The organism is Cupriavidus sp. OTU4054 (genome assembly GCF_038440175.1).
GTDB classification, from domain to species: Bacteria; Pseudomonadota; Gammaproteobacteria; order Burkholderiales; family Burkholderiaceae; genus Cupriavidus; species Cupriavidus pauculus_D.
The window spans coordinates 1-14162 of record NZ_JASATF010000057.1 but is presented as its reverse complement, the minus strand read 5'-3'; the positions used below and the strand labels follow the sequence as shown (position 1 = coordinate 14162).

The window sequence follows — 14162 nt, the reverse complement described above, 5'->3', positions numbered from 1 at the left end:
CCCCCCCCCCCCCCCCCCCCCCCCCCCCCCCCCCCCCCCCCCCCCCCCCCCCCCCCACGGATCCGGACGGCACGCTCGGCCGCGTGCAGGTCGTGCCCGACGCGCTCGATCCGCGCATCTCGCGTGTGGGCCGCTTCGGCTGGAAGGCATCGTCGTCCACGGTGCTGCAGCAGACCGCCGACGCGCTCAATGGCGACATGGGTGTGACCACGTCCATGCTGCCCAGGCATTTCTGCGGCCGCGCGACGGCCGGCAGCGATTGCCGTGCCGCCGATGCGAACAGCCCCGAGCTTGCCGATGCCGATGTCGACCGCATCTCGCACTACCTGAGCCTGCTCGGCGTTCCGGCCCAGCGTCATTTCAGGGGCCAGCAGTTCAACGGCATTCCGGCACCGACCATCGTCGAGCAGCTCAAGCAGGGCGGGGCTACCATCACCGCCGCGCAGCAGGCCGAGAGCCGCATGCAGGATCGCGTGGCGCGCGGCGGCCAGCTGTTCACGCAGGCCCGCTGCACGTCGTGCCACGCGGCGTCGCTCACGACCGGCGGCGCCCACAAATTTGCCGAACTGCGCAACCAGCTGATCCATCCGTACACGGATCTGTTGCTGCACGACATGGGGCAGGACCTTGCGGACAACTATCCGCAGGGCAACGCCAGCGGCGCCGAATGGCGTACCGCGCCGCTCTGGGGGCTGGGCCTGCTCGCGAGCATCGATCCGAATACGCGCTACCTGCACGACGGCCGCGCGCGCACCATCGAGGAAGCGATTCTCTGGCACGGCGGCCAGGGCAGCGCCGCACGGGACCGGTTCAAGGCACTGAGCGCCGACGACCGTCAGCAACTGATCGACTTTGTGAAATCCCTATGATGACCATGCAAACGAATGCGATGGCAATGTTCCCCGTGAATCGGGGCGCAATGTGGCGGCGCGCGGCGGGCTGGCTCGGCGCGGCACTGCTCGTGATGACGCTCGCCGCCTGCGGTGGCGGTGACGACGCGAGCGTCGGCGGCGGTACCGGCGGTGCGCCGTCGTCGGGCTCGGGCAGCAACGGCAATACCGGCACGGGCGGTACCGGTGGCACGGGCAACAACGGCGGCACCGGCAACAGCGGTGGCACGGGCAACGTCGGCACGCCGGGCGTGACCAAGAGCGCCAAGCGCGGCGTGGCCTACGACCTGCGCAGCGCCAACGACCTCGGCGCGCTCGCACCCGGGGTGAGCTGGTGGTACAACTGGGGCTCGCAACCCAACAGCGCCGCGGCGTCCGATACCAGCACCGCCTACAACATGGACTACATCCCCATGCTGTGGAACGGCAACTTCGACGGCAATGCCATCGAGGCCTACCTGCGCGCGCATCCGAAGATCAAGTACCTGCTGCTGCTGAACGAACCGAACCTCGGCGACCAGGCCAACCTGCAACCCCGCGACGCGGCGGCACTGTGGCCGCGTTACGAGGCCGTGGCGCAGCACACGGGCGTCAAGCTCGTGGGTCCGGCGATCACGTGGGGCAACATGGGGAACGGCTTCAACGATCCGGTGGCATGGCTGGACGCGTTCTACACCGAGTACCGCGCCGCCAACGGCAACCGCGATCCGCAGATCGACTACATCGCGTTCCACTGGTACGACTATGGCCTGTCGGGACAGCTGGATCGTCTCGTGAAATACGGCAAGCCGTTCTGGGTCACCGAGTTCGCCAACTGGCACGTCGGCGACGGCAACGCGGCCATCGATTCGGCGGCCAAGCAGATGGCCCAGATGAAAGACATGGTCGCCACCTGCGAGCAGCGCACGGATGTGTTCCGCTATGCGTGGTTCACGGGGCGCTGGGACAACGATACGCACTTCACGAGCCTGCTTGGCGCGGATGGGCAGCTGACGGACCTGGGCAAGCTTTATATCAGCCTGCCATTCTGAGGCCGCTCCCCCTCTTGCCTCAGGACTTGGGCAACCGTGGGTTTTCTCCCCTCCCCCCTTGGGGAGAGGGGTATAGAGAATCTACTGTTTTAGGCTTTCTCCCCTCTCCCATGGGGAGAGGGGCCGGGGGAGAGGGCCAACCTCACTTCACCCGACCCATCCCCTCCAGCAATGCCTTGTGGAATGCCCCCGGATCCTGCATCTGCGGCGCATGCCCAAGCTCCGGAAACTCCACGAGCGTCGCGTTCGGCAACGCCTTGGCCGTAGCCTTCGCCAGCTCCGGATACCGCCCCAGCAAAGGCTGCACCTCCGCCGGTGCCGCATCCTTGCCGATCGCCGTCGTATCCCGATCGCCGATCAGCAGCAGCGTCGGCGTCTTGATCGCCCCGAGCTCGTACACCACCGGCTGCGTATAGATCATGTCGTACAGCAGCGCCGAGTTCCAGGCCACGATCTGCTTCCCCGGCCCGCGATACATGCCCGCGAGCATCTGCACCCAGGGCTCGTACTCGGGCTTCCACTGCCCGAAGTAGTACGTCGCCTGCTCGTACTTGCGAATCCGGTCCGCCGTCGTTCCGAGCTCGCGCTGATACCACTGATCCACGGACAGGGACGGCACCCCCTTGGCCTTCCAGTCCTCGAGCCCGATCGGGTTCACGAGCACGAGCTGCTGCGTCTCCTTCGGATACATCAGCGCATAACGCATCGCCAGCATCCCGCCCGTGGAATGCCCGATGACCGTCGCCTGCCCGATGCCCAGCGAGGTCAGCAGCGCATGCGTGTTGCGCGCGAGCTGCTGGAACGTGTACTGGTAGCGCTGCGGCTTGGTGGACTTGCAGAAGCCGATCTGGTCCGGCGCGATCACGCGATAGCCGGCGCCCGTCAGTTGCTTGATGGTCTCCTGCCAGGTCGCGGCGCAAAAGTTCTTGCCATGCAGCAGCACGGCGGTACGGCCATTGGGCGCGGCGGTCGGCTGCACGTCGAGGTAGGCCATCTGCATCGGCTCTTCCTGCGACGTGAACGAGAAGCGCTGCACCGGCGCGGGATAATCGAAGCCTTCGAGCTCAGGCCCATAGGCGGGACCATCGTCGGCGGCCATGGCGGCCTGCGGCGCGGCGAGCGCGCAGGCGCTCAGCGTGGCAGTGACAAAGAGGGAACGAAGGGGCGGCATGAGGAAACTCGCGTCGGGGAGAGGAAGATGGTCGCACAAACTGACCCCCACGCATGGGCAAAGTTCCTATGCCCGGCGTCCTCCGCTCAGCGCGAACGCACGGCCTGCCGCGCCGGACGCCCCTCCCGCGGACTGGAGGCGCTGGTCGAACTGGTCGAGCTGGCCAAACTGCGCGCATCGCTCTTGGCCGCGGATCCCGTACGTCCGAGATCCACGCCGGGCAGCAGGTGCAGCAACCGCACGAGTTCGGACTGCCGATGCGTCCCGGTCTTGCGCAGGGTATCGCGAATATGCACGCGCACCGTATGCGGCGACAGAAACTCGCGCTCGGCAATCTCGTTGAGCGTCTCGCCGGCCGCCAGCCGGATCGCAATGATGCTCTCCTTGCGCGACAGGCCGAACAGCGAGGTCAGCACCGCCGCGTCGAGCACCGATCGCGACTCGGAATTGCCCATCAGCAGCATGGCCGCCGGCAACTGCCAGGGGCCTTCGACGGGCTGGCGCGACACCAGCGGCACCACGATCAGCGGCACAGGCTGTCCGCCGGAGGTGATATGCATCCAGGAACCGGCAGCCGCGGTACCGTTGCGGCCACCGAGCGCGGCAGACTGCAGCATCTTCGACAGCACGCCCTGCAGCGGCTCTGTCCGCGCGCGCAGCATCCCATGTTCGAGCGAGAGGTGGGAATCGGCCTGCACCAGCGACTCGGCCCAGCTGTTGGCATAGCGCACGCGCAGGTCGGCCTGCAGCACCATCACGCCGAAGTCGAGCGTGTCGAGCCCGGCCAGTCCCATCGAGGCCAGCCCGCTGAGTTCGAAGTTGCGATGCTGCATGCGCGCGGCACGTGCCCAGTGGGGCATGACATGCGCGAGCCGGCGTTCGCGATGATCGTTCGACAGGTCGCCCGTCGCGGCGCTTCCGGCCATCGCACTCATCAGCACGCAGACGTCGCTGGTATCGAACAGCCGGATCCCCTGTTCGAGGCCATGGCAGTCGAACGTATGCGTCATGGCCTGCGGGCGCATGGCGATCAGCGGGCTGTCCACGGCGCGGGTGAACGTATCGATCGCCGATCCGTTGCCATGCCCGACGTACTCGGGCACCACGCGCATGCTCTCGGGCATGGCGGCGGCGTTGGTAAAGCAGCCGTGCGGCGTCACGCCAAGGCGCGTCTCACCCGCGAGCTTGTCCCAGATCAGATAACGTGGACTCGTCGTGCAGGTGTACTGGGAAAATAAATCGAGGGCGACCGGCATGGCGGCCACGTCCATCGCCGACTCGTAAATGCAGTCGACGAGGTGATGGAATTGATCGTCGGTAGACGGGTGTTCGCCCATAATGATTTTCCCCGGTGGCAAACGCCTTGTTTCCTCAGACCACTGCGGCGAGGCGTGGTCCTTATATGTATGCTGACCATCGTCGCCCCGGCGGGTGCCGGCGGCAACGCTTCTCTTGTCGCGACTCTCGGGCGGGATGGCGACTGGTGCCTTCCGCTTCGTATAGACCAATCATCGGCCAAAAACCCAATGCGGGAGAATCCCGCCTTGGAGGGGGCTGACAGCAGCGGCTTTCGCCATCCCTACTCAGATTGCGGGAAAGTTGGCAATCACGTAGGTCCTGTCATGCCTGGTCCTATCGCCTCGTTGCGCGGGCACCCGGCATTGCGCATCACACGCCCGTTCCAACAATCGATAGCTCGCGCAATACTACGCGCCGGCCTTGCGATTGCAATCAGTCAAGCGTTTGATTCGACAGGGTTTGCGCAAAAACGACAGCCATATGCCATAGGCGTCCCATTTCGCAATTTCGGCATTAAGCGAGAATCCGTCAGGCAGAATTCGTGGCTGCGGAAGTGATGATTGCTGCCCCCGCGGCTTTGGCAATATCGTCGGCGGCAGCCTGCCCAGCCTGGATCTCGGCATCCGTATGCGCGGCGCCGCCATCCACCTGCACCGTCACGCGCGGGGCGGCCATGCGGATACCGGCCTTGTCGAAATTGCGCTTGAGGCGGACGTTGAACGCGCGCGCGATTTCGGACTGCATGAGCGGCCGCGTCTTGTACTGCGCAAGCACGACGATGCCATTCGGGTCGAATCGGTCGAGACCGAGGATATCGAGGCTCGACAGCAGGTTGCGCGAATAGCGGTGATCGCGCGACACCTCCGTGCCCGTGCTCCGGATGATCTCCAGCGCGCGATCGAAGTCGCTGTCGTAGGCCACGGAGATATTGAACACGGCGTACGCGTACCCGCGCGACAGGTTCTTGACGGCCTTGATCTGGCTATAGGGCAGCGTATGGAGCGCGCCCTTGCCGTCGCGCAGGCGCACGGTCCGGATGGTCATGCCTTCGACCACGCCCGAATGGTCGGGCAGCTCGATCGAATCGCCGATCGCGATCGAGTCCTCGATCACGATGAACAGGCCCGTGATCAGATCCTGCACGAGACTCTGCGCGCCGAAACCGATGGCCAGGCCCACCACGCCCGCGCCCGCGAGCAGCGGCGTGACGTTGACCCCAAGGTTCGCGAGCACCGCGATCAGCGCGATGATCAGCAGCGCCACGAACGACGCGTTGCGCACCAGCGGCAGGATCGTCTTCGCGCGCAGGCTCGGCTGCTGCCCGACGCGGCCATGCGTGGGGGAGAGCGTCTGCGTGATCGCGGTATCGATCAGCAGCCAGATCAGCCACGCGAGCAACACGATGGCAATCACGCTCACGGTGGCCTGCACCACGTGCCGGCCGAACAGCGTCGATTGCGCGAGCTGCATCAGCGAGGTATCCCAGACCCGCGCGGTGATCTCCAGGAACGCAAACCAGATGACCACGCGCATGAGCGCCACCGCAAAGCGGCCGAAGCGCGCGATATAGGCGGAGCGCAGGCGATCGCGCAGGCGCGGCGGGCGTGTGGTCGATTTGGGCGAGCGGCCGACCACGAGGTTCAGCAACGTCGCGGCCACGAACAGCGTCACCGATACCACGGCGCGGCGCAGGATCTCGTCGGCCCGTCCGCTGGCCATCAGTGTGCCGAGCACGGACGCGATGACCACCGCCAGCACGGGCAGGTGCCATGCCTGGCCCGCCAGCCGCAGCACGTCCATCCATGCGGGGTAGGACTGGCGTGTCGCGAGCGGCCGGAACGAGATCAGGTGGCCGATCTGCCGGCGGAACCGGATGGCGAATATCGCGATCAGAACGGCCGCGAGAATATTGGCAAAGGTGCCGATCAGCGCGGACAGGCTTGCGCCCAGCGCCGCGATCACCCGGCTGTCGGTGGCCGCCTCGCCCAGCGCGGCCAGCGCGCCCGTGGCAAACAGCAGCCACGGCGAATGGTGCAGCAGGTCGCGCACGGCAGTGGCGCGATGCGCGGACGAGAACACCGCGAAGATCACCTGGCAGAACGCGGTCAGCAGCGCGCCGCAGACGATCGACAGCGCCACCAGCACCGCGGCCATGCTCGCGGGGGTCCGGCCGAAGACCTGATAGGTCAGCAGCACGGTCAGCGCGAAGGCGACGATCCAGGGTCCGATGCGGCGCATGAAATAGATGCCCACGTCGATCCACGAGGGCACGCTGGGCAAATGCGTCGGCCGTGCCGGCTGCAGCCGGCGCTGATGCAGGCGCCGCCCGAGTTCCCAGAGCAGCCATCCCGCGACGCCCCATGCCACCAGCACGGTCCCGAACTCGCGAATCGAGACGATCTTCGGCCGCGTGTCGTGCATGGTCAGGGCGGCGTGCCATTCCTCGCCCGCAAAGCGGATACGCCAGCTCCAGTACTGGAGCGCGCCGTGCTGCTTGTCCAGGCTGCTATCGACCTGATCGAGCGCCTTCGTCACCACGCCGATCAGTCCCGCCTGCGCGCCGCTGGCCGGTCCGGGCGCCGCCACGCCCGAGGCGTCGAGCCCGCTCCGCAGCGTTTTCAACTGATCGACGAGGGCCTGGCGCTGCTTGTCGTTCTGCAGCGTGCCGATGATCTGGTCGAGCGATTGCGCGAGCGGCTCGCTCGCGGGCGGCGACGCGCTGGCCTCGAGCTTCTGCGCCGCGGCGATCAGCGGATTGGCCGACGCCGCGTGGGCGGGCGGCGCGGCCAGCATCGTCAGACTCAGCCAGGTCAGCAGGACGAACGCCAATGCCGGACGCACGAGATCCCGAATGGAGCGAGGGCGCGGCGGCAGAAGCATGGGCGTCAGGTCATCGTTCGACATGCGCGTCACTGTAGCGCATCGGGAGGCGCTGGGTACCTCTGGACATTCTCCGCACGCAACCTCTCGTCGCCCCGTCCCGTTCCCTGTCACCGCCCGTAACGTAACCCGTAACGTCCCGCGTCCCACGGTGTTCCCCGGTCCGCGCCCCCGGCGCAAGTAGGGTGGCAAACGCCGGAACGCCCGCCCCGCGCGGCCCGGCGCCCCGCTGGCAGTGTCGCCCGCCGTTCGCCCGCGGCCCCGCTGTCCATTGGCATGCGCTTTGCAGAGATAGCCCGACACGACACCACGCATGCAAACCGAGGGACCGGGGAGAGACACCATGCAACATGCCGCAGCCTATACCGACCATGCCGCCATGCACGGCAGCGCGTTCCGTTTCGACGCTTCCTGCCGGATGCCGCTCGAGGCCCAGTTTGAAGCCCGGATTGCCGCCGCGATCGACGCCGCGATGCTGAGCCGGCGCGATGCGTACGCCGGCCAGCCGCAGGCGTGGCAGCTGTTCTGCGAAGCCTCCCACGTGGCCACGCTGCGTGCGCCGCTTCGCGACGCCTTTATCGCCCGCGTGGCCGAGCAACGCGGCGCAGACATCGCGCTGCGCCTTGCCGCCAAGGCCGATGCGATCCGCGAGGCCGCCATTGCGCGCGATCGCGAAGCGCTGGCGGTCTGATTGCCGCGCTCGCTATTGTTCGTATTATCCGTACAGTGTTCGCGAAAGAGTACCGATTATCTTCCGCATTCGGTCGTCCATAGTGAGGTCAAGCGCGCCGGACATCTCCGGCACGCACCGACCCAGGAGAACGATCATGAATGCAGCGACTCAATCCCAGACCTCCCACAACGCGGGTACCGCCGCCGACGGCCGCAAGGTCGCGCTCGTCACGGGCGGCTCGCGTGGCATCGGCGCCGCGATTGCCGAGCGGCTGGCCGGCGACGGCTTTGCCGTTATCGTCAACTACGCGGGCCGCGCTTCGGAAGCCGAAGCGCTGGTTGCCCGCATCGTCAAGGCCGGCGGCCGCGCGGTCGCGGCGCAGGCCGACGTCAGCGATCCGGCCGCGGTGGCGCGCCTGTTCGATACGGCAGAGACCGCGTTCGGCGGCATCGATGTGCTCGTCAACAGCGCCGGCATCATGAAGGTCGCCACCATGGCCGAGTCCACCGACGAGCTGTTCGACCGGCAGGTGGCCATCAACCTCAAGGGCACGTTCAACACGCTGCGCGAAGCTGCGCGCCGCCTGCGTTCGGGCGGCCGCATCGTCAACGTGTCGTCGAGCGTGGTGGGGCTCTATCAGCCGATGTACGCCGCCTATGCGGCGACCAAGGCGGGTGTGGAAGCCATGACGCACGTGCTGACCAAGGAAATGCGCGGTCGCGAGATCACCGTGAACACGGTCGCGCCGGGCCCCATCGCCACGCAGTTGTTCTTCGAGGGCAAATCGGAAGAGGTCATCGCGCGTGCGGCCAAGGCGCCCCCGCTCGAACGCCTGGGCAAGCCGGAAGAAGTCGCATCGGTGGTCTCGATGCTGGCCGGCGCCGACGGTTCCTGGGTCAATGGCCAGACCATCCGCGTGAACGGCGGCGTGATCTGAGCGCACGACGAGATCCGGGCGCGGGCGCCATCGCCGACAACTCAGGCGAAGGTCAGCGCCTCCCGGCGCCCGGGCAGGTCGAGGTGCGGCACGTTGTTGAAGCTCAGCAACCGCTGCGTGTCGCGCCCGACGATGACCTCGCAGAACGCCGTATTGCGGAACTGCAGGTTCAGCTCGATCGCCGTCGCGGTCGGCGCGCCGAGCAGGTCCGCCACCGCGCGGCCGATCGCGCCACCCGAGCTCACCACGAGCAGCGCATCCTCGCGCGCGGCGCCTTCCGTCGCATGGGTCAGCGCGCCCCGCATGCGGGCGCCGAAGTCCGCCCAGGTCTCGGGCATGCCCGCAAGGCGGTCCTCGGTCCACGCCTGAAAGGCCGCGCGGAACGTGCGCCAGTAGTCGCGATAGTCGCCGTTCTGGTGGGCGCGATGATCGGCCCCATCGGTGAAGCATCGATACAGCGCCTCGCCGTCGTACTCGTTGAGACCCGCGTGCGTGCCGATATCGAGGCCCGCCGCGCCGCTCGCCACCCCCATGCCCGCAAGAATTTCGGCTGCTGTGTCCTGCTGGCGCACGAGAGAGCCGGCGAGCACCCGGCGAAAAGCCACGCCGCGATCGCGGAAATATTCGCCGAGCCAGCGCGCCTGCTGCCGGCCGACGTCGGAAAGGCGGTCATAGTTCTCGGCGCCGAAGGAAGCCTGTCCGTGACGGACAAGAAAGAGCATGGCCATGGAAGCACCAGGAGAGGGTTGACGACGAGCGATTCTAGGCGCTCGCTCCGGCATGGAAGAAGCATGTCCCCTAACAATTCATACGAAGTATTGTCGCGCTGCATGGGGGGTATCGGGCGTTTTGCTTCGGTGCTATATATCTTGCGCGCCCCCCTTTGTAACCATCTCGAACCGCCTTTCTGCCGCCGCTCATGACCCACAACGGTGACGACATCGAGGCCGCCATGGTGCGGCTGCTGTATCGTCAGTCGCACGGCATCCTGTTTGCCAATTTCGTGATTCCGGCGGCGGTCGTCTACGCGCTACGCGACACCCCCTCCTACCATCTGCTGCTCGCATGGATGGGCGCCATCTATGTGCTCACGTTCTGCCGCATCGGTCTGTCGCTGAAGTTCTTCCGGCACGGCGACTCGGCAACGACTACCCCTAGGCAGTGGGTCACGCGCTTCGCCATTTTCTCGTGGCTGTCCGCGGCGTTATGGGGGTTCCTCGGTTCCCTGTGGCTGCTCCCACCCGAACCGGAGTGGGTGGCCTTCGCATGCATCGTGCTGGCCGGCATGGCCTGCGGCGCGATGCCCGGCCTGTCGGCGCGGCTCGGCGTGTACATCGGCTTTATGACCATCATGGTGGCGCCGTTCGTGATCACATGCATGCTGCGCCACGAGTCGATCTATAGCGTGTTCCTGATGTTCGCGCTCGCGTTGTACGTAGTTAACGTCTACTTCGGCCGCGTGACGTACCGCAACCTGCTGTCGGGCGTGCAGCTGCGCTTCGAGAACGTCGCGCTGATCGGGCAGTTGGAACGGGAACGCGACCGCGCCAATGCCGCCAACCTCGCCAAGACCCGTTTCCTCGCCGCCGCCAGCCACGATCTGCGCCAGCCGCTGCATGCGCTGGGTTTGCTGTCGGCCTCGCTGTCGGCGGTCGCCGAGCGCGGCGATGTCGGCGCCGATGGCGCGCGCCAGCTCGGCCGGCGCCTTGACACCACGCTCGAGCGCATGGGTGGCTTGCTCGACGGGCTGCTCGACGTATCGCGTCTCGACGCGGGCCTCGTCACCATACGCCGCCGGCCGCTGCCGCTCGCGACGCTGCTCGACGATATCCGCGACGAGTATGTGGAGCAGGCCCGCCGCCAGGGCTGCCGGCTGGACGTGGTAGTCACCGAAGCCTGGATCGACAGCGATCCCGAACTGCTGCGGCGGATTCTGGACAACCTGCTCAGCAACGCCATCCGCTATGCGCCCATGGCGCGCATTCTCGTCGGCGCGCGGCGCCGCCCCGGCGCGATGGAGATCCAGGTCATCGACAGCGGCCCCGGCATCGCGCCCGAGCAGCAGGCACTCGTCTTCGAGGAGTTCGCGCAACTGACCGATGCGCCGGCGGAGCAGGGGCTCGGCCTCGGGCTCGCGATCGTACGCCGGCTGGCCGGCCTGCTCGGCCATCCCATCTCGCTGCGCTCGACGCCCGGCAAGGGCAGCAATTTCTCCGTCACCGTGCCGCTCGCGCGCGACGGTGCCGCGCCGTCCGCGATCGATGCGCCGCTATCGGCGTTTTCGGGTGGCGTCCAGCCGCTGGAGTGCTATGGCGTGATGCTCGTGGACGACGATCCCCAGATCCTGTCCGCGCTGAGCGACCTGCTCAAGTTCTGGGGGCATCTGGTCTACGCGGGCGCCTCGGTCGAGGAGGCCTGCGCCGCGCACCAGCGCGCGCGCGAGCAGGGCCCGGCACCCGTGCATCTGGTCCTCGCGGACTTCCGGCTGGCCAATCAGGTCACCGGGGACCAGGCGATCGCGTGGCTGCGCGAATATCTCGATGCGCCCGTCCCGGGCCTGATCGTCACCGGCGATACCGCGCCGGACCGATTGCGCGCGCTCCATGCCAGCGGTTATCGCGTGCTGCACAAGCCGATCTCCGCGGACGCACTGCGCCTGGCCATCGCGCAAACCGTGCAGGATGCGCGCGATGGGCTGGAAGACGAAAACAACTAGCCGGTCGCTCTGGTTCGATTGAGCAGCGCCGCGCAGCGGCCCATGAGTGTCTGGGTGCAGCACGCGGTGCCGCTCCATTCCCCACCCGTCACCTTGCCATCGGGCCCGGCCACGAGCTTGCGCTGGCAGCGCGCCGTGGATGGCGTAGGATCGACGGCCCCCTCGCGCGGACCGCTGCCCGGGGGTTGCGCGGCGGGAACCTCGTCGACCCACACGTAAGCGGTACCGCCGGGCACGGACTGCACCGACTGCGGCGGTCCCCATTGCGCCTTCGCTTCCTCGATGGGCGCCGATTTCCAGGAGTCGAACACGCGCTGCATCGCATTGCCTTCAAAGCTACCGCACGCGGCAAGCAGGAGCAGGGCACAGGGCGCGGCGAGCGCGGGCGAAACGAGGCGGAGGGGCAACGCGGACATGGCGGCTCCAGCGAGTTGACGGGCCCTGAGCCGCAGACTATCCGAGCGGTATCAGGGAAGGCAATCCGCATATGTGTGTCGGCGCACGGAACGGCATCCGTTGCACGATCAAGCGAACAAAGGCTGCTGCAGGATGCTGGCGGACTGAATCTTTCGTTTCGTGGCACGCGTCGGCGCCTGCGCGGCCGGGGCGGGCAGCAGTGGCGGCAACGCGGTCAGCATGAATGGGCGCGTGGCTTCGATCGGTACCGCGTCGGCGATCAGTGTGGCCAGGTGCGGCAGCAGGATCTGATAGGTATCGGCATCGAAACGCACCGGGTTTGCCTCGCCGTTGCCGGTCACGAGTCCGGCGGCCGCTTCGAGCTGCGCGACCGAGCCCAGATAGCACCAGTCCTCGATCACATGCCATGGCTGCGGAGCCGGTCCTTCGCGCCATGCAATCGCCCCCGCGAACGGCCACGCCCGCAGCGCCGAGGTTTGCAGCGCCGCTACCAGCCGTTCGCGATGGCTCGCCATCGTCTCTTCGCCGACGCACGCGCCATCGCATCGATGCACCTGCCGCGCAAAGCAGGGATTGCCACGCCGCGTACGGCCTTCGATGCCGAGCGTGGTCAGGCATAGCCGATGTTCATCGGCCAATGCGCGCAGATGGGCGATGGCCGATCCTTTGCTCGCGTACACGCCATGCAGATCCGCATGGCGGCTCAGGTCGATATGGCGGTTCGAACGCAGCCGCGGCGCGGACAGTCCGTGTGGCAGCTCCCAAGAGAACAGTTCGTGCGTCTGCCGCAGCTGGCGATTGTGCAGCGGCTGCAGCGACTTCACGAGTTGCGCTTCGAGCAGCAGCGCGCCCACCTCGCCACCGGTTTCGCGCCATTCCACGCGGCGCACGGCACGCGCGAGCCGCATCTCCTTCTCGTTGGTGTGGTCCCCCGAGAAATGCGAGCGAATCCGCTGGCGCAGATGAATGCTCTTGCCGACGTACAGCGGCGCATCGTCGTCGCCATGGAACAGATAGACGCCGGCGCGATCGGGCACATCGTCCAGCGCGGTCTCCTCGAGCCCGGCGGGCAGGCTCGCCTGCTTGACCAGCGACTTCACGGCCGACTCGACGAGGTCCACCGAATACTGATCGTGAATCCGCTGCCAGAACTGCCAGAGCAGTTCCGCATCGGCCAGCGCGCGGTGGCGCCCCTTCGGTGTCAGCCCGAAACGCGCGATCAGCGCATCGAGCCCATGCCGCTCCACGGACGGGTACAGCGCGCGCGAGAGCCGCACCGTGCACAGCACATCCGCACGGAAGGTAATGCCGGCCCGGCGAAACTCGTTCTTTAGAAAGCCATAGTCGAAGCGCGCGTTATGGGCGACGAACAATCGCCCCTGCAAGCGCTCTGCCAGCGCCTCGGCCAGGCTCTCGAACGTCGGCTGCCCACGGACCATGTCGTCCGTGATGCCGGTCATGTTCTGGATAAATGGCGGAATCGACATGCGCGGATCGACGAGGGTGTCCCATTCGGAGATCCCGTCGGGCCCCACCTCGACGACGCCGATCTCGGTAATGCGATCGTTCTGCGCGTTCGCGCCGGTGGTCTCCAGATCGACGAACACGATCGGCCGCGCCAGCGCGGCGGCGAGCGCGTGCGCATCGAGGGTCCCGGCATCGCGTGAAGTCAGGCGTTCCGGCAGGTAGGTATAGGCATCGTGAGGCGTCGGCATCCGGCGATTCTAACGGACCGAAAAATTTTTTTGAGAAACCGCTTGCCAACCTCGTTTGCCCAGCTTAATATTCGCCCCCTCGCAACACAAACCGAACGCAGCAGCAGGCGGAAACGCAGCAGCGGCGCGGGTTGCGGGGAGATGGGGAGTAGTCAGCAAGCGAGTCGGTTGAAAAAATAAATCGACGAACTAGTTGACGCGAAGCAAGAAAAGCTACATACTCTCGCTTCTTCGCTGCAACGAAATACGCAGCGACAAGGCAGCAAAAAACGCAGACGGCAAAGCCGGTTGCGCAAGGTTCTTTAACAAACAAACAACCGATAAGTGTGGGCGCTTGATGACGGCGCACCGAAAGATCTTTGGTCTCTCGGCAAGCTTCAAAAGTTATCAGTGCTCGCACAGTAAAACATGTTGGTTCTGTCTTCGGACGGAG

Annotated in this window: 12 protein-coding genes; 5 read left to right on the top strand and 7 right to left on the bottom strand. The window is 66.6% G+C overall.

The annotated features are described in order from the left end of the window. Both AAHB16_RS32460 and AAHB16_RS32455 read left to right on the top strand, forming a co-directional pair. Positions 1-869: di-heme oxidoredictase family protein (locus AAHB16_RS32460; RefSeq protein WP_342052920.1), on the top strand; the 869-nt coding region annotated here is incomplete at its 5' end. After that, a complete protein-coding gene (locus AAHB16_RS32455; RefSeq protein ID WP_342052919.1) occupies positions 866-1921 on the top strand; it encodes a glycoside hydrolase family protein in 1056 nt (351 codons plus the stop codon). The genes AAHB16_RS32460 and AAHB16_RS32455, both read left to right, overlap by 4 nt. Before the next feature lie 142 nt (positions 1922-2063). Here AAHB16_RS32455 and AAHB16_RS32450 read toward each other — a convergent pair whose 3' ends face one another. The 3 genes from AAHB16_RS32450 to AAHB16_RS32440 form a co-directional block, all read right to left on the bottom strand. After that, positions 2064-3092 carry an alpha/beta fold hydrolase gene (locus AAHB16_RS32450; RefSeq protein WP_342052918.1) on the bottom strand — a complete coding sequence of 343 codons (1029 nt, stop codon included), beginning with the start codon at positions 3090-3092 and terminating at the stop codon, positions 2064-2066. 86 nt (positions 3093-3178) lie between these two features. After that, positions 3179-4429: a helix-turn-helix transcriptional regulator gene (locus AAHB16_RS32445; protein ID WP_150375166.1), complete on the bottom strand. Its 1251-nt coding sequence runs from the start codon at positions 4427-4429 to the stop codon at positions 3179-3181. A gap of 490 nt (positions 4430-4919) precedes the next feature. Continuing rightward, the gene (locus AAHB16_RS32440) at positions 4920-7295 is read right to left on the bottom strand and encodes a mechanosensitive ion channel family protein (RefSeq protein ID WP_446718157.1); all 2376 of its coding nucleotides are present in this window, start codon (positions 7293-7295) and stop codon (positions 4920-4922) included. 319 nt (positions 7296-7614) lie between these two features. On the opposite strand from AAHB16_RS32440, the gene AAHB16_RS32435 reads away from it, so the two are divergent. Then, positions 7615-7962: a DUF7696 family protein gene (locus AAHB16_RS32435; protein ID WP_223851780.1), complete on the top strand. Its 348-nt coding sequence runs from the start codon at positions 7615-7617 to the stop codon at positions 7960-7962. Positions 7963-8098: 136 nt separating this feature from the next. After that, positions 8099-8881, top strand: a complete 783-nt coding sequence (locus AAHB16_RS32430) for an SDR family oxidoreductase (RefSeq protein WP_342052917.1) — start codon at positions 8099-8101, stop codon at positions 8879-8881. Positions 8882-8922: 41 nt separating this feature from the next. Here AAHB16_RS32430 and AAHB16_RS32425 read toward each other — a convergent pair whose 3' ends face one another. Further along, positions 8923-9609, bottom strand: a complete 687-nt coding sequence (locus tag AAHB16_RS32425) for a histidine phosphatase family protein (protein WP_150375164.1) — start codon at positions 9607-9609, stop codon at positions 8923-8925. Positions 9610-9800: 191 nt separating this feature from the next. Here AAHB16_RS32425 and AAHB16_RS32420 point away from each other — a divergent pair, with 191 nt between their 5' ends. Beyond that, positions 9801-11597, top strand: coding sequence for an ATP-binding protein (locus tag AAHB16_RS32420; RefSeq protein WP_342052916.1), 1797 nt, complete (start codon positions 9801-9803; stop codon positions 11595-11597). Here the strand turns inward: AAHB16_RS32420 and AAHB16_RS32415 are convergent. The 3 genes from AAHB16_RS32415 to AAHB16_RS32405 all read right to left on the bottom strand — a co-directional run. Next, a complete protein-coding gene (locus tag AAHB16_RS32415) occupies positions 11594-12013 on the bottom strand; it encodes a hypothetical protein (protein ID WP_446718156.1) in 420 nt (139 codons plus the stop codon). The genes AAHB16_RS32420 and AAHB16_RS32415 overlap by 4 nt on opposite strands. Positions 12014-12121: 108 nt before the next feature. Next, on the bottom strand, positions 12122-13729 hold the full coding sequence (locus AAHB16_RS32410; RefSeq protein ID WP_342052915.1) for a 3'-5' exonuclease family protein: 1608 nt from the start codon (positions 13727-13729) through the stop codon (positions 12122-12124). A gap of 64 nt (positions 13730-13793) precedes the next feature. Beyond that, on the bottom strand, positions 13794-14162 hold a 369-nt coding region (locus AAHB16_RS32405; protein WP_342052914.1), incomplete at its 5' end, for a hypothetical protein.